Below are 16,279 nucleotides of genomic sequence, written 5' to 3'. Positions count from 1 at the left end.
TGGTGGGATGAGCGCTACTGACGTACGCACCTACGCCTCCGGGACAGAGTACTGGCACCCAGCGTAGGCGCGTACGTCAGTAGCGCTCTTTCTACAGCGCGTGACTAGGCGCTGTAGAGTTCGATACCGTTGATAAAGGGATTGTCCGCGCCGCCCTGGGTAAAGGCGATCACGACCTGTCCACTGCTATTAGCTGTGACTGCAAACGACTTCTGTACCGCCGTTTTGTAGCCCGCCGTAGCATAGACATCAAAGGAACTGAGAACCTGGCTGCCATTAACGGCAACGTTGAACTTGCGCTGCCCCGCCGCCTGGAAAGAGAGTTCCGCCCAATCGAGCTTGAGTGTATAAGACTTACCAGCCGTGAGGCCACTCAGAGTATAGGTAAAGGAACTATTCCAGCGGCAAGTCTGCCAGACCGCCTGTGGGGCAGCATTGCTCACACCACTGGTATTGATCGAGGTCGAGGTATCCGAGAACTGATTGCCCTGGTCATAACCGGTATCGGCCACGAAACTGCCCGAGGCCGAACCGCCCGCGTTAATGGCGCTCACCAGCGTTCCCGTGGGAGGCGGGTTGCCCGAGGGTTTCCAGATAGCAATGCCGTTGATGAAGGGGTTGTCCGCACCGCCCTGGGTAAAGGCGATCACGACCTGCCCACTACTATTGGCCGTGGCGCTGAATTGCCTGACGAGCGCCTTCTTGTAACCAGCCGTGGCGTAGACATCAAAGCTACTCAAGACCTGGGTGCCATTAATGGCGACATTAAACTTGCGCTGTCCTGCTGCCTGGAAGGAGAGTTCTGCCCAATCCAGTTCCACTGTATACGTGTTCCCAGCAGTCAAACCAGGAATGGTATAGGTGAAGGAGCCATTCCAGCGGCAGGTCTGCCAGACCGCCTGCGGCGCGGGGTTACTCACGCCACTGGTGTCGATGGAGGTTGAGGTATCCGAGAACTGGTTCCCCTGGTTAAAGTCAGTGTCGGCCACGTAACTTCCGCTAGCACCACCACCCGCGTTAATCGCCGTCACCAGAGTTGGCGGGGTCGGCGTGGGCGTTGGAGTCGACGGAATTGGCGTGGGCGTATTCGTAGGCGCCGGGGTTGGCGTATTGGTCGGAACCGGCGTTGGAGTTGGTGTACCGCCGCCTGGATTCCAGATCTCGATGCCGTTGATAAAGGGATTATCCGCACCACCCTGGGTGAAGGCAATCACGATCTGTCCGCTGCCATTAGCCGTAGCCGCGTACTGCCTGGCAATCGCCTTCTTGTACCCAGCCGTAGCGTAGACGTCAAAGGCGCTCAAGACCTGGCTACCATTGATGGCCACGTTGAACTTACGCTGGCCAGCTGCCTGGAAGGAGAGCTCTGCCCAGTCCAGCCGGACAGTGTAAGAGGCATTGGGCGTCAAACCAGGAATGGTATAGGTAAAGGAACTGAACCAGCGCACAGTCTGCCAGACCGCCTGCGGCGCGGGACTGGCGACACCACTGGTGTCGATAGAGGTTGAGGTATCTGAGAACTGATTACCCTGATTGAAATCAGTATCGGAGACATAGCTGCCGCTGGCACCGCCGCCCGCGTTAATCGCCGTCACCAGAGTGCCGGAGGGAGGCGGGATAGGCGTTGGGGTAGGCGTGGGCGTCGACGGAATAGGTGTGGGCGTATTCGTGGGCGCCGGGGTCGGCGTGACGTTTGGCGGAGGGAAACCACAGGTCTGCGGCGTCGGACTCCAGCCGGTGTTACCCGTGCCCATAGTTACATTCCACGAACCCGAGCTCTCGCAGCTCTCCATACCGCCGATACTCAGGTTGCTAGCCGTGACGTTTGTAGCCGAACCTGTGACGGTATTTACCTTGTTGGAGAAGGCAAACATGGCCCCGTTGATATTCACATTGGACATGGCAACGTTGCTCACAGAGTTGCCACCGTCAAAGGAGATCGCGGCAAAGTTGCTATTATCGATCTCATCTCCTGAGACCGTGAAGGGGGCATTAATCGCCCCATTGTCGGCCCAGAACATCAGCGCACCAAATTGCTGAATGCCCTGGTCGCCCCAACCCGCGACCTGGTTTATAGTATTGTTAGAAACAGTGGTAGTGCCGCTAAAGTTCACGGTTGGATTGCCGAAATTTTCGTAATCCAGCATGATGCCACCGCCGCGATACTGTGAGCCAGTGACCACGTTGTTGGTCACGCTATTGCTCACACCACCATAGAGGGCGATTCCATTAGCAACATAGTTCGACTGGATCGTGTTGTGATCGAAGCTATCGTTGCTATCACCAGTAGCAGGCACGTTATCCGAGGACGACCACATCGCCAGGCCATCATCGCCCGTACCACGGATAATGGTCTGCGAGACGCTGGAATTGGTAATGTTGCGATGGAAATTAATACCATCGGCAAGCGTGCTATCGATGCGACTACCACTGATTGTCAGGCCACTAAAGGGGCCATCGAACCACATACCAACCTTGGTGTGCTCGATCCAGACATTGGCGATACTAGAATTATTGAGGGAACCACCCATGCCATTATCCTGGACACAGTCGACGCGGTTCGAGATCTGGCCCTCAACGGCGAAGTTCGAGAGGTGGACATTGGAACTGGTACTGCCGTCATAGGCATCGTTACCATAGACGCCAACGCCCGTGCCAGTGCTACCATTGGGTGGCCCCTCCAGGACCGAGTACCAGGAGCCCGCACCTGCCAGGGTGACATTATTCACCAGGATATGGCTGGTAACCAGGAAGGTCCCCTGGGGAATCCAGACGCCTTTGCCCTGGGACGCGCCAGCATTGACAGCGTTCTGGATGGCCGTCGTGGCATCCACCGCGCCCGTGGGATCGGCATTATATGGCGCATCGGTAACCGAGATATAGCCCGAAGGCTCGCTCAGCGGAGCCGCCACCTGCTGGAAGTCGGCGACATCGATGGCATACCAGGGAGCAGTATTCTCGGAGTCGACCTGCAGCTTGACATTGGTGCCAGCCGCCATCTGTGGCAAGAGCACATGCACCTCATCAAACATGTGGTGCGGCGTGCCGCCAGGGCTCTTGGACCAAACATTGCCATTACAATTCGAGAAATCGGGGGCACCATACAGCCAGGTATACTTTGAGGTCAGTTGCAGGTCTTTCGACTGCTTAACACCATTAATATATAGGCTGAGTGAGGCATTGATCCCCCCACCACCAGGTGCATCAGGGATACTATAGCGCAGATTGATTGAATTGGCCGTGACCGACTGGGGCAGGGTAAACTGCACATACTGTCCCTGAGTTAAACGCACCGCTTGGCGATCCACAGCATCCGAGGCCAGGCTCCCCAGCGTAAAGTCCGGGCCGATAATGCTTCCATTTGTGGTAGCGCTATGGGCCTCCATCTCGATATAGGGCAGCGTGGCACCCGAGCCTCCAGTCGCATTTGGCACCGCGCTATTTGCGCTCTTCGTGCTCTGTAAGGTTGAGGCGTACGCCGCGGACGAGAGTATCCCCATGGTACTGAGGAATAAAATGCAGAGAGTAAACGTCCCTATAAACTTCGTGCGCCTTCTTCGCTTTGCATCCTGCATTGCGCGCATTCCTTTCCAGGCTTCTTGCTCACACATACCGCCAGCCTGAGAGACGGTATGGCTGTGTACAACGATGTAACATCCTGTCAACAAATGCCTCTAGCCTGTGTTTCTCTTGACAAGACTCACTGTCAAGCGTACAGGTAAAGAGCACAGCAGTGTTGACGCCTGCTTCTAGCGGGGGCAATCCTCCTTTCAATGACTAACTAACCCCTCCAAGGGGGAAACGCCCCCTCGGTAGGGGCCCGGTTTAACGCGTCCAAATGCCATTCATGGCAGTGCGGCGTAAGCCTCTTTTTGTGAAAGAAAGAGTAACCCATTACGCGACATGGTACATGAAAACGCTTTGGGCTGCGCCCACAGGCGATTAGTCGCCTGTGAACGCGGTAAACCGGGTCCCTACCGAAGGCAGCACACCTTAGCAGAATATAAATCGGGCACCTATAGTGGGAAGATTATCCCTTCAGTCCGGTCAGATTGATGCCGCGAATAATCTGTCGCTGGAACACCAGGAACAGGATAATTGGCGGGACGCTTGCCAGCGCCAGGCCAGCCATCAGATAAGTAAAAGGTAGGGGAAAATTCGAGTTGATCCCCGATTGGCGAAAGATAGCCACACTTAATGGCTGGAGATTACTATCAGTCAGCACGAGTAGAGGCCAGAGGAAATCCTTCCATGAGGCCACCACAGTAAAGATTGTCACCACGGCCAGGGCTGGGCGCGAGAGCGGAAGCATAATGCGCGTAAAGAGTTGCCAGGCATTGGCACCATCCAGGCGCGCGGCGTCCGTCAACTCGGCGGGAATGCTATCAAAGAAGCTCTTGAGCACCAGAATATTGAAGGCACTGGCCGCAGAGGGGAGCCAGACCCCGGCCCAGTTGTTCATCAGCGAGATATGCAGCAAGGGAAGGTCGCTGATGTTGACGAACTGCGGGATCAGGTAGGCCACTGGGGAACCATCAGTGTGCAGAAGAAGCTAAACTGGATAATGCCCTTACCTGCCGGATTCAGCTTGGAGAGCGAGTAAGCGGCTGTTGCCGATACCACGAGCTGCAATATTACGGCTCCCACCGCCAGGGCAAGGGTATTGCCAAAATAGAGGGGGAAGCTTAGCACATTCCAGGCATTGCTATAGTTATCCCACAGGGGATGCGCGGGCCAGAGAGTGGGCGGGGTCTGAAAAATCTCAGTGCTTGATTTGAGCGCGCCAGTATACATCCAGTAGATCGGACCCAGCGTAATCACCGTCGTGCCCAGGAGCAGCACAAAAATCAGCCAGTAGAGTGCGCGTCCAGTCGGGCGCCTCAAAGAAAGCGGCGAGACCAGCGTACGCTCGCTCATCTCCTCGGTGGAGCGTTCCCGGCGAAACCAGCTCTTTTTCGCCGAAGCAGGCGTCAATGATGGATTCTGGATAGGCAGGGCCATGGCTTAATCTCCTTGCATCAAACGATTGGTCATCCGCATATAGATCACTGCGAAGATGGCCAGTACCAGGAAGAGGAGCACCCCTAACGCACTCGCGCTACCAAAGTCGGCGTCCTGGAAAGCATAGTTATAGATTAAGAGGAGCACACTCACCGTCGCGTGCTGCGGACCACCACCCGTGATTGTAAATGGCTCAGTAAAGACCTGCATCGTACCAATGACCTGTAAGACTAGCATGAGAAGCATAATAGGGCGAATGGCGGGCAACGTCACATGCCAGAGTCGGCGCCAGATGCTCGCGCCATCAATCTCAGACGCCTCGTAGAGCGTGGCTGAGACTCCCTGAAGCGCCGCCAGGTAGATCAGCATGGTGGAACCAGCATTACACCAGGTCGCGATCACCATCAAGGCCGGGAGTGCGCTTCCTGGCGTCTCCAGCCAGAGACCACCGGGAAGATGTACCAGGCTGAGCAAAGCATTCAAGAGGCCAGAATCGGGATTATAAATCCAGCGCCAGAGAAAGACTGTTACAATTGGCGGCAGCATCACCGGCAGGTAAAAGGCCAGGCGGAAAAAGCCCTTACCATGGCGCATCTCGTTAATCAGCAGCGCCAGCACGATGGGAATCACATAGCCGAAGAGTAGCGCGTAGAACGTAAAGGCGACAGTATTGCGCCAGGCCACGGCAAAGAGCGGATCAGTGAGCACATGGTGATAGTTCGCCCATCCTACCCAGGCAGGGGGATTGATCATATCGATGCTCTGAAAACTGATCGCGAACCCTAGCACGATGGGATACCAGACAAAGAACGCGAAGACCAGTAGCGCGGGCAGCAGAAAAAGATAGCCGCTGAGATTACGCCGAAAGACTAGCAGTAACTTCCGTCCCACCTGTCGCTCCTGCCCAGAAGCCGGGGCACGTTTGGGTGTCAGCATATTGCGCGGTGGCAATGCGGGCTTACGGAGAGACAAGGGGGACGGCGAAGACGATGGCAGCCCCATAACATAGCTCCTTTCGGGATTTTAGCGACCAGGCGGGAGGAAAAACGCCTCACCCCGCGAAGGGCAGAGACACTCTCCTCTCGCCTATCAAACTAGGAGGCCGACTGATCGAGAACCTGCTGGAACTGCTGCGCAGCCTGGTCGAGCAGTTTCTGTGGGTCAGCACTCGCGTTCGTCAACACAGCTTGTACCACCGGGTCGAGCGCGGCGTACATTTTCTGTGTCTCTTTGCGTGGCTCCGGACGCAGCGTAGCAGTCGATTTGTTGAAAGACTGGTAGTTCTGCAAGGGCGCATTGGCATATTTAGTCGTAAGCTCGTTTACCTTCTGTTGGAATTCGCCGGTAAAGAGCACGTTAGCAGGACCACCCACGACCTGTCCAGAGGCCGATTGGGTCGCCAGATTGCTCTCCATCACATTCAGGTCAAAATTGTTGTAGATCACGTAGTCGAAGCCAGCCTTAATCTTCTCCTTCGACGACTTGGGATTGAAGATGAAGATGTTGCCTCCGGTCAGGGCCGCATTGCCACCGTTCTGTGGCATGGGGCCAATACCGAAGTCATCCAGGTTCGCCTGGTACTGCGACTTCAGGGTATTGAGCTGGTCGGGCGCCATTACAACCATCGCCACCTTGTTTGTAGCCAGCAGTTGGAGCGTATCGGCCTGGGTAAAGAGCTGCTGCTTCGTCAAGGACTGATCAGTAAAGCGCATGTCCTTGAGCATTTGCAGTACACTTACACCCTTGTCACTGTTGAAAGTGGCCTTCGTCCCATCAGCAGACTGCATGTCCCCACCCGCGGTATACATCCAGTTGGTAAAGTGCCAACCGCCCTGGTTGCTCGTGCTCGTCTCGGCATAGCCCGCCACGGATGAGCTCTTCAACTGCTTGGCGTAGCCACGGAACTCCTCCCAGGTCGTGGGGGGCTTATCGGGATCGAGTCCGGCGGCTTTAAACATCTTGCGGTTATAGTAAATACCCAGAGCATACCCACTGACGGGCACGCCATAGATCTTGCCCGTGGCGGCATCAGTGGCAATAGATGCGATGCCTGGATTATAGCTGCTCCAGTACTGCCAGCCCTTCGCCAGGCTGGTAATATCCGCCACAGCGTGCTTGCTAATCAAGAGCGGCGGCTCAGTAAACCAGCTCTCCTTAACGTCCTCCGACTGTCCAGCGGCCAGGCGTGCAAAGTAGGTGGTAGGATCGTAGGGATCGTTCTTGCCAACGATCTTCTCGCCTGGGTGGGTCTGCTCAAATTGCTTGACACCCTGGTTAAATACGTAGACAGCGCCCTTATTAGCGGTAGGGGGTAAGGTGTCGATGGTCGCCGTCACCGTCGAGTCCGCGCTTGAGGTTGTCGTTCCACAAGAAGCCAGGAACTCCAGGCCAAGAGCTCCCGCACCAACGGCGGCAGAACCCTGCAAGAAACTCCTGCGATTGAGAGAGGAGCGGAAGTTGAGCTTCGTGCCCATGAAGAGACCTCCTTGAAAAAGAGCATGTCATATCTACGTCATGTTGTAAGCATGTATTAAAGATGGCTTCAGCATGACCATAGACAAAATGAATAAGAGAAACAGTTACTGCTTAGATTGAGAGAGCCTTGAGAGAGCCAGTGGTAGTCGCAACTAGAGGTGAGGGTGAGCGAAGAACCACCTGTGAGTTGCATGTAGCGTGCAGGAAGCCTGGTAGCCCGAAGGGAGCCTGGTCCCTTTGAAGTGGCGCGGAGATAGTAGTAGCCTCATAGCTTTTTGAACCTCCTCGATGGTAGTATGTTCGTCCACCGTTGACGAAAAATAAGCAGCCCACCAGGTAAGTGTTCTATGTTCTTATTCCGAAACCCAACGTCACTCTCGTGACTAGCGATCCGCGCTCAGTATTTCGGATAAGTAGTAAGGTAAATCAAGGGTAACGTTTACCTTTTGTTTCCTTGCTGAAAAGGTAACATAGAAAATCTCCAATGTCAATGGTAGAAGTAAAGGAAAATTTTACCCTCCAATTCTCCATTATCTAATTGACGCCGATTGACAATCCAGAAAAAAACAGGTACTATTAGCGCAACCAATTAAGGTTATCGTTTACCTAAATCGACGGGAAGGCATGTGTAATGGAGCAGCGACAGATTAAACGTTCAACCATGGCGCAAATCGCAAAGGAGGCGGGAGTCTCGACGACCACAGTTTCTAAGGTGCTCAACCAGCTTCCCGGCGTAGGCGCGCAGACCCGAGCACGTATACAGCAGCTCATCGAACAACACGACTATATTCAGAATCACGCGGCTCGCCATCTTCGCAAGGGGCAGAGTGGACTGATTGACCTGGTAATTATGCGCCTGGAAGGCGGCTATGACCTTGGCATCATGCATGGTGTGCAGGATATGCTGGAGGAGAGTGGGCATAGGCTTGTGATCTTCGCAACCCATGAGAACGAAGATACCGAGATTTTATGGTTGCGACGCCTGCTTGACCGCTCCACTGATGGCGTCTTATTGCTCCTGCCCTACGAACGCCTCGGCATCGCTAACGCGCTGATGGAGCAGGGTATTCCCTTTGTCTCCATTGGGGATCGCAACGAGCCTACCACGGCCTTCCCCACCATCGGGTCCACGATCTGGCTGGGAGGCTATACCGCAACCGAATATCTTATTTCTCTGGGTCATAGTCGCATCGGTATTATTACGGGTCCGCTCCATCTCACCACCTCGCGTGCACGCCTGGCTGGGTATCGCGAAGCACTTGAGCGCGCGGGTATCCCGATTGATCCTGGCCTGATCTGCGAGGGCAACTATATGCTGGGCGACGGCATACAACAGACATATGCCCTGCTCGATCAGCCAGAGCCGCCCACGGCGATCTTCGCGGGGAATGACGCACAGGCCGCGGGAGTCTACCAGGCCCTCTACCAGCGCAACATTCACATCCCCAATGCCATGAGTGTGATCGGTTTCGACGATGTGACGTATAGCGCCCAGATGTCTCCGCCCCTGACGACCATTCGCCAGCCACTGGCCGAGATGGGTAAGATGGCAGCCACTATGCTGCTACGCCTCATCGCCGGGCAGCAGCTTGAATCCAACCATGTCGAACTTTCAACCTCGCTCGTTGTAAGAGCATCCTGCGCGCCCCCGCGCCCAGGGCCGCTCATGGAAAAGTAACACTGGTCAAAAGATAGCAAGGAGGCTATTCTGATGAGCACTGCAATCACGCGCCTGGCGCGAGTTTCTGGCCTTGTCGCCTCATTTCTGGCGCTCCTCGTCGTACTGAGCGCCTGCTTCGAGGCCAGCAACGCAGTCAGCGCACCACCAGTCTGGAAAAACCAGCGTACCCAGCTCTTCTCCATTGACTATATGAACAACTGGAATATCTCAACCAAGGACCTCTACCTCGGGGCCAGCTCTCCCCAACTCGAAATGCTCCAGGGGACGCTCTTCACGAGCGTTGAGGACCCAGTAGCCTCACTCCACGTCTTGTATGCCGCACGCCCAAACAATACCGTATCCTCGCGCGATCTCATGCTTAAATTCTTTCTTGGCTCTTCACAACACCCCCTGCAAGCCTCCAGCCTGAGCACCATCACCCTCAATGGCGAACGCTGGTACCAGGGGTCCATAGAGAAGCAAGTCAAGCAGAGCGACGGCTCAACCCTCGCGGCCAAAGAAACGGTACTCGGCATCAATCATTCCATCAGTACCAACAAAACAGAACTCTATTTCATCATTTACCAGGACGCCACCAGCAGCTATGCAAAAACGTCCCACGATTACTTCGAGCGCATGGTAAAGTCCTTTCGCTTCTCGTCCTAACCCAGAGGCGCCACGTTGCAGGCACCCATTCCAGTTGCCCTCCTATGCAGGAGGCAACTGGAAGTGCTTCTTTACCGTAATTACTCACCAAATGAGCATAATCGGCACGCCGTGAACGTGGCGTCTATGCTGGGAAAATGTGGCTTTTTTAAGCAGTGACGCTTACCTCTTGCTTCATTCCCGCCTCGTAATGACCTGTCAGGTAACAGGCAAACTCGGGATGTGAGCCTCGCGTCGATGCGGGAAAGGTGTAATCTAGCGTCTTCATCTCGCCAGGCTGAAGGTTATCGAGGGAGACCAAGGCCATCTTGTCCATATCATCCATCGACATACCAGTCATACTGCCTTCGTCGGCAGGCAGTATCATAAATTCATGGCTGGTCTTTCCCTCATTTTTCACGGTAAAATGATAGCTCTTCCCCACCTCAAAGTGTGTGATCGACGAGGTGATGCTAAATTCACTCTCGCTCACCTGCACTGTTTGTGCGCTCCCCGATGAGGTCACGCCTCCACCGCAAGCTAGCAGTGCTATCCATAATACTGTCAGTACGCTGGACAACCAGAACATTCTCTTCATAATACTTACGCCTTCTTTCATACAAGACATATTCAACGCAACCATCCACCCATCAGGCAGGCATATGCGTATGCTCGCCATGCTCCGCGTGCTCTCCATGGCCATGCATACGCATGGGGTGCCTGATATTAAGGTACACCAGCACACCAACAACCAGCAGCGCCAGGATATTGAGTACAAAGGTATAGTCGAAGGAGAACATCGTGACCTGTTGCAGGAAGTGGGGATTGGCCGTGGGGATAAAATGCACTGCTGGGAAGAGGCGGTCTAGGCCTGAGAAGAGTGCATCTATTAGGATCGCCGTCACCACCATAGTTGTGAAGAGCACGCCTGTGATATAGGCCGCCAGTCGCCAGCCGTAATACTTGCGATAGATGTCGATGATGGGCAGGACAATCAGGTCGGCATACAGGAAGGCGATTGCGCCACCAAAGGTGATGCCGCCTGCAAAGAGGATCGCCGCCAGCGGGACATTACCAATGGAGCAGACAAAGGAGATGACCGCGATCAGCGGACCAACTACGGCGTTCTCGACTACCTGGAGTGGCGCGGGCACACCTCGAATAAAGAGGACATTCCAGAAGCTATTAGGTACGACCACCCCCAGTACGCCCGCGACAAGGAAACCAATCAGCATATCCTTCCAGATCATCGACCAATCCATCGCAACATAGTGTGCCACGTAGACCCAGCCCTGGCGTGAGCGAAATTTTTGCCAGAGCGTGCGTCCCGGCGCCAATTCGTCGCCGTGATCGTGCTCCTGCACCTTCCCCGTCTCCTCATGTATCCGCCCCTCCTCTACCAACTTACTTGGATAGGTTACCTTCACCAGTAGAGTCATCAAGGCTATAAGGATAACGCCCCCCAGCCACTCGGCCAGGGCGAACTGCCACCCCATCAACTGCCAGAGGACCAGGCCCAGTTCCAGCACCAGGTTGGTAGAGGCAAACATAAACGCCAGGGCCGGGATCAGGTGCGCACCACGTTTAAACATGCTTTTGGCGGCGGCAATGGCGGCATACGAGCAGGATGAACTCGCGGCGCCAAAACCTGCCGCCAGCGCGATCTCTCTCATGCCTGCGCGCCCCAAGACCTTTCTCATGCCTGCGCGGCTCACATAGGCCTGGATCATGCCCGAGACCAGGAAACCCAGCACCAGGCTCCATAAGACCTGCCAGGCCATTCCCACGGCGGTCAGCAACGCCTGGCCAATTACTGTCAGCAATGACATATCGCTCCCCCACTTTCACCATACAATCAACGTTGTAGGGTCCATGCTGGTATGGACTGAAGGCCGATATCCTCACACGAGGTCAGTCGCTTCGCTCACAGTCCATACCAGCATGGACCCTACTTTAATGGTAAGGCTTTGCCGCGATTAGCAAATGACTGCTTCTGGACGGGATAGCCCGCCTCGGACAGCTTCGCCTCAGCCTCCGCCAACGATAAGGTCTCAGCGTCATAGGCCAGGTATACCGTCTTTGTTAGTAGATCGACGTTTACACTTTCGACACCAACTAGATCGCTCAAGGTCTTCGTGATGGTCTGCACACAGTGATTGCAGCTCATCGCCGGAATAGATAAGGTTGTCTCTTTCTCTATCGCCATAGATCACACTCTCATTTCTTGCTAGAAGTTATTTACACCCTTACCCCGTGGGGAGGGGTATGCAATATGCAAAGTATATGCCCTTATGGAGACATATGTCAAGAAGGCATGATCGTTACCAGAGGGAGAGGCATCCCTCAGAACGTGGAGAAGAATATGCTCTTGTTTCGTTCCCCGTCGCCCTGCGTAAGTACTACTGACGTACGCGCCTGGCGTTATCTAGCCGAGAGGGAGACCCAGGCCGCCTCGGCCAGGGGTTCACGCGCCTCCTGCATTTCGCTGGCGACGCGCTCCCTGAGCCAGCGGCGCGTAAAATCGCGGCTGGGGCCGATGACGAGCGGGAAGTAAACCTTCTGAGGGAGGCGCTTGATCGCACCCGTTTCAACAAAGGGAGCGAGCCAGTGGAAGAACTGCGTGGGAAAGTCCTCCTCTGGAAGCATGACCTTGATCTTCTGGCATAGCACCCCTTGACGAGAATGATATTCTCATCAAGGCAAGATTCAACGTTATCAATGATAGGCGTTTTCAGCGACAACCCTTCTAGAAAGCGAAAAGGCAAGGTGGCTCAAAGTATTGCAAGGCAGGAGGAGAAGCGGGTTCCACGTAGAAACAGGCCCGTTTCACCACGCTATAAATGGATTGCGTTGACGAATACGACCCTGGGCATGCTCATGGCGACACCAGAACTCAGGCTCGATTGTGAGCATCGGCATCTTCTTCAGCTTGATTATACTGGGTCTGGCCTCCTCCCTGCCGACGACGCTACTACGCGGCCTGACAGCGGCGGGCTTTCCAGCGAGCGTGGCAGACCGAATCGCGCACCTACCGCCAACTTCAGCGCTCTTCGCGGCCTTCCTGGGCTATAACCCTATGGCGCAACTGGTGCCGGGCAAGGTACTCAACGCCTTGCCTACCACCGATAAGGCCAACCTGCTGGGCCATTCCTTCTTCCCGAATCTGATTTCGTCGCCGTTTGCGGTCGGCCTGCACAGCGTCTTCTACCTCTCGGCAGCCATGTGCCTGGTCGCGGCCCTCGCCTCCGTACTGCGCGACAAGCAACAGCTCGCTCGCCCGGTCGAGATGAGCGAAGAGAAGGTAGAGGCCACTATACACGCCACAGCAGACGCCGATTAAAGTGCTCCCGACCGACGCTACTAAAGTACGCGTCTACATATCAGGTAGGGGACATATCGCAGCTTGATATGTAGGCGCGTGCTTTAGCAGCGCGACCACTACAAAATAGAAAAGAGAAAAACATGACAAACATAACGCTAAAAGATGAAAAAACCGCCCTTCTGATCATGGACTATCAGAATGACATCCTGGCCAACATGGGCGAGAGGAAGGCCCCCCTCCTTGACCGGGCGACAGGCGTGCTGCAAGCGGCCCGCGAGGCCCATCTCCCGATTATCCACGTGGTTGTCCGCTTCCGCGAGGGCTATCCAGAGGCCAGCCCGCGCAATCGCGGCTTCTCGGCTATCCGCCAGACGGGCCGCCTGCTCGAAGGCACTCCTGGCGCGGAGATTCATGAGCGGGTCGCGCCCCTCTCTGGCGAGAGCGTCGTCACCAAGCGGCGGGTAGGCGCGTTTAGCACCACCGACCTCGAAGTCATCCTGCGCTCGCAGGACGTCACGAAACTGGTCTTGATGGGTGTCGCCACAAGTGGCGTCGTCCTCTCGACCGTGCGCTGGGCCGCCGACATGGACTATGAACTGGTCGTCATCGAAGACTGCTGCGCTGACGGCGACGAAGAGGTCCATCGCGTCCTGACCCAGAAGGTATTTCCACGCCAGGCCAGCGTCATCACCTCTGAGGAAGCACTCGCAGCCCTGAAGTAGGGGGCATGCGCTACTGATGTACGCGCCTACGCTGGGGACCGATCTCTCTAGCGTAGACGCATATTTGCCAAATTTTGCCTTATCCCCCATAATCGTTTGAGAAAGCCAAAAGCCATGGGGGATAAGAGCATGACAGAGAGCATACCTCCGTTTTATAGTCATCGCTATCTGCTGGCAGAACCATGCGCGGCCGGCAATCCAGTCCTCTCCATCTATCAATCGGATATTATTGTCTACAGCGTTGACCTGCGTGACTACTTGCTCACAGAGTTTGGGGATCTCATCGGCACTCCTACCCCTTATGGCTCTCAACTCACACAAGAGAAGTTCGCTCGATATCAGCAGATTCCCTTCTGGGGAGATTTCTTGTTCTAAAAAGGGCGTTTTACGTGCCACGTTTTGGTGCCTCATCCGATATGCACTATGAGATCTCAAACAAACGAGAGGGGCACACCATGCACCAGGGCAAAATTACCAAAGAACAGGACGCGATACATATCGCGCTCTATGATCGCCATATCTCCGCGCTCCTGCCCTATCTGGCCCGGCTTATGACGAGCCGCCAGGATATTGAGGATGTACTTTTTGACGTCTTTGTCGCGGCCCTGACAAGCCAGGCCTTCGCGCGCCTCACCCATCAGCAGCAGCGTGCCTGGCTCTACCGCGTCGCGCGCAACAAAGCTATCGATCACTATCGCCACCACACCGCCCTGACGATTGTCCCCCTGGAGGAGACGCGGGACAACCAGGACGAGGAACCCACACCCGAACAGCGCTTCCTACGCCAGGAACGCCATGTATTTCTGCGCAATGCCATTGCACAACTCTCTCCCCTCCAGCAACAACTCATCCATCTACGCTACCAAGAGAATCTGCGCCTGATAGATATCGCGGCCCGCCTACAGAAACCTGATGGGACGGTACGCAAGATGCTGGCACGCACCCTCAAGCAGCTACGAACGCTCTACGAACACCAGGAGAAAGGAGACAGCAATGAAACCATTTGAGGACATCCTGCCAGAAGAAGAGGGGAACGACCTTGTAGACCTGCTCCAAGAAGAACATCTCACACCTCTCGATCTCACGCCCACCGAACAGGAACAAATCACCCGGCAGGTACGTGAGCGCCTGTTGCAAACATCGCCTGATACCCTTCCGGACAAGGAATATGAGCCAGGCCAGGTCCTCATAGTTCCTGTTTCAGGACCACCAGCCACGCGCCGCCAGCGCCTCGTGCGCTTGATCAGCAGCCTCGTCGCTATCTTAGTGATAGGTGTGATCATTACATCAGCGCTCTTGCTCTTCATCCCACAAAAAACAATTATGACCGGTCCACCTGCTGGCCCGGTCAGAGCATCCGGCACCACATCTGTCCAGGCTGGCGGCTTCGAGATGATGCTTGGTATCACCCCTGGCCCCTACTTTATTAGCGAGATGCTTGAGGTTAACATCGTACTTACCAATCACACTTCAAAGACACAGAGGGTTGGTGTTCCCTTTGGAAATGGCTGTGGCTATGCTCCCGGCCTTAGCATAAAGGAGGATTTGCAGCCTGCCTTTGAACTTCCACCCATGGACCATAGCTGCCCACCAGGAGCCGGGCAGCATTTTCAAATTGCCCCTGGACAAACGCTGAGTGTGCATAAATACTTTGTCTTGCAGTGGAGTGGCAACATTATCCTGACGAGTTATGTAGAGTTTGACACGGGTACTAATGGCCTGACCAGGCCTACTCAAAGCCCGCTGGAAGGCCATTTGCCAACATTACACATCCAGGTCTCTCCTCAAGTGCCACAGGATCGCCAGCTTACCGCTCACGTTACAGCTCCGCGCATCACCGTTGATGCACCAGCTCCCGCTCGCGCGCACCTGCAATACCTCTATGACAAATCGTGTACCAACGACCGCACGGCATCCAACCCAATGGGAGACTCCTACGGTACCGGGAACTTTGGCTGGGAGGCGCTACGTGGCACCACACTAAATCTTCCGGGTTGTTCAATGAAGCATATCACCTGGGACTATGCCATCGGCGCTCCCGGCTACGCCGTCGCCTTCGGCAAAGCACAGTTAGATACTTAGAACAACCTCTCTAATCCACGAGTAATCTCGGCCAGCGGTTCGCGCTGGCTCTGGTACAACACATAGTAGCTGGAGCGTTCCGGGCACACAAAGCCCGCATCCTGTAAGAGCTTCAGGTGTTTTGAGATACCAGCCTCGGTCAAATTCAAGATGCCCGCAATCTCTCGCGTGGAACGCGGGCGTTGGCTGAGCAGTTGCAGGATTTGCAGGCGCGTCATATCGCCCGCCGCGCGCAGTAACTTGAGGAGGCGCTCCGGTGGCACTGGCGCGCTCCCCTCCTCCTGGAATTGCTGAATTGAGTAGACAAGGGCGACCAGCATATCCTCTTCAAATATGATGTGCAGCCGCGGCCAGACATACGCCGAGGGAACA

General features: G+C 55.2%; 17 protein-coding genes. 7 read left to right on the top strand and 10 right to left on the bottom strand.

What is annotated here, in order from left to right:
* Positions 1-104: 104 nt before the first annotated feature.
* The 5 genes from JMJ04_RS45585 to JMJ04_RS45565 form a co-directional block, all read right to left on the bottom strand.
* Complete coding sequence (locus JMJ04_RS45585; RefSeq protein ID WP_201376980.1) at positions 105-3,575, bottom strand: malectin domain-containing carbohydrate-binding protein; 3,471 nt, start codon at positions 3,573-3,575, stop codon at positions 105-107.
* 455 nt (positions 3,576-4,030) lie between these two features.
* Positions 4,031-4,525, bottom strand: a complete 495-nt coding sequence (locus JMJ04_RS45580) for a carbohydrate ABC transporter permease (protein WP_201376979.1) — start codon at positions 4,523-4,525, stop codon at positions 4,031-4,033.
* Positions 4,513-5,001 carry a carbohydrate ABC transporter permease gene (locus JMJ04_RS45575; protein WP_201376978.1) on the bottom strand — a complete coding sequence of 163 codons (489 nt, stop codon included), beginning with the start codon at positions 4,999-5,001 and terminating at the stop codon, positions 4,513-4,515. Before JMJ04_RS45575 ends, JMJ04_RS45580 begins: the two co-directional genes overlap by 13 nt.
* Positions 5,002-5,004: 3 nt before the next feature.
* Positions 5,005-6,003 (bottom strand): carbohydrate ABC transporter permease, encoded by a 999-nt coding sequence (locus JMJ04_RS45570; protein WP_201376977.1) that lies wholly within the window; start codon positions 6,001-6,003, stop codon positions 5,005-5,007.
* 92 nt (positions 6,004-6,095) lie between these two features.
* A complete protein-coding gene (locus tag JMJ04_RS45565; protein ID WP_201376976.1) occupies positions 6,096-7,475 on the bottom strand; it encodes a substrate-binding domain-containing protein in 1,380 nt (459 codons plus the stop codon).
* A gap of 632 nt (positions 7,476-8,107) precedes the next feature.
* On the opposite strand from JMJ04_RS45565, the gene JMJ04_RS45560 reads away from it, so the two are divergent.
* On the top strand, positions 8,108-9,154 hold the full coding sequence (locus tag JMJ04_RS45560) for a LacI family DNA-binding transcriptional regulator (RefSeq protein ID WP_201376975.1): 1,047 nt from the start codon (positions 8,108-8,110) through the stop codon (positions 9,152-9,154).
* 33 nt (positions 9,155-9,187) lie between these two features.
* Positions 9,188-9,802 (top strand): hypothetical protein, encoded by a 615-nt coding sequence (locus tag JMJ04_RS45555; protein WP_201376974.1) that lies wholly within the window; start codon positions 9,188-9,190, stop codon positions 9,800-9,802.
* A gap of 148 nt (positions 9,803-9,950) precedes the next feature.
* On the opposite strand, the gene JMJ04_RS45550 is transcribed toward JMJ04_RS45555, so the two are convergent.
* From JMJ04_RS45550 to JMJ04_RS45535, 4 genes are all read right to left on the bottom strand, one after another.
* A complete protein-coding gene (locus tag JMJ04_RS45550; protein ID WP_201376973.1) occupies positions 9,951-10,379 on the bottom strand; it encodes a cupredoxin domain-containing protein in 429 nt (142 codons plus the stop codon).
* Positions 10,380-10,431: 52 nt separating this feature from the next.
* Entirely contained in the window at positions 10,432-11,610 is a 1,179-nt protein-coding gene (locus JMJ04_RS45545) for a permease (protein WP_201376972.1), read from the bottom strand.
* A gap of 119 nt (positions 11,611-11,729) precedes the next feature.
* Positions 11,730-11,987 carry a heavy-metal-associated domain-containing protein gene (locus JMJ04_RS45540; protein ID WP_201376971.1) on the bottom strand — a complete coding sequence of 86 codons (258 nt, stop codon included), beginning with the start codon at positions 11,985-11,987 and terminating at the stop codon, positions 11,730-11,732.
* Between the two features lie 215 nt (positions 11,988-12,202).
* Positions 12,203-12,427, bottom strand: coding sequence for a hypothetical protein (locus JMJ04_RS45535; protein ID WP_201376970.1), 225 nt, complete (start codon positions 12,425-12,427; stop codon positions 12,203-12,205).
* A 259-nt stretch (positions 12,428-12,686) separates the two neighbouring features.
* Between JMJ04_RS45535 and JMJ04_RS45530 the strand changes: the two genes are divergently transcribed.
* The 5 genes from JMJ04_RS45530 to JMJ04_RS45510 all read left to right on the top strand — a co-directional run bounded on the left by JMJ04_RS45530 (position 12,687) and on the right by JMJ04_RS45510 (position 15,907).
* Entirely contained in the window at positions 12,687-13,121 is a 435-nt protein-coding gene (locus tag JMJ04_RS45530; protein ID WP_201376969.1) for a chalcone isomerase family protein, read from the top strand.
* Positions 13,122-13,243: 122 nt separating this feature from the next.
* Positions 13,244-13,825 (top strand): cysteine hydrolase family protein, encoded by a 582-nt coding sequence (locus JMJ04_RS45525; RefSeq protein WP_201376968.1) that lies wholly within the window; start codon positions 13,244-13,246, stop codon positions 13,823-13,825.
* A gap of 129 nt (positions 13,826-13,954) precedes the next feature.
* Positions 13,955-14,200 carry a hypothetical protein gene (locus tag JMJ04_RS45520; protein ID WP_201376967.1) on the top strand — a complete coding sequence of 82 codons (246 nt, stop codon included), beginning with the start codon at positions 13,955-13,957 and terminating at the stop codon, positions 14,198-14,200.
* 80 nt (positions 14,201-14,280) lie between these two features.
* Complete coding sequence (locus JMJ04_RS45515) at positions 14,281-14,832, top strand: RNA polymerase sigma factor (RefSeq protein ID WP_201376966.1); 552 nt, start codon at positions 14,281-14,283, stop codon at positions 14,830-14,832.
* A complete protein-coding gene (locus tag JMJ04_RS45510) occupies positions 14,819-15,907 on the top strand; it encodes a hypothetical protein (protein WP_201376965.1) in 1,089 nt (362 codons plus the stop codon). The genes JMJ04_RS45515 and JMJ04_RS45510 overlap by 14 nt, the downstream gene beginning before the upstream one ends.
* Here the strand turns inward: JMJ04_RS45510 and JMJ04_RS45505 are convergent.
* Positions 15,904-16,279: ArsR/SmtB family transcription factor (locus tag JMJ04_RS45505; RefSeq protein WP_201376964.1), on the bottom strand; the 376-nt coding region annotated here is incomplete at its 5' end. The two genes, JMJ04_RS45510 and JMJ04_RS45505, sit on opposite strands and share 4 nt — an antisense overlap.

Origin of the sequence: Ktedonobacter robiniae, from assembly GCF_016587375.1 — a bacterium.
GTDB lineage: Bacteria > Chloroflexota > Ktedonobacteria > Ktedonobacterales > Ktedonobacteraceae > Ktedonobacter > Ktedonobacter robiniae.
The sequence above is the reverse complement of the archived record's forward strand: the minus strand, read 5'-3'. Positions and strand labels throughout refer to the sequence as shown.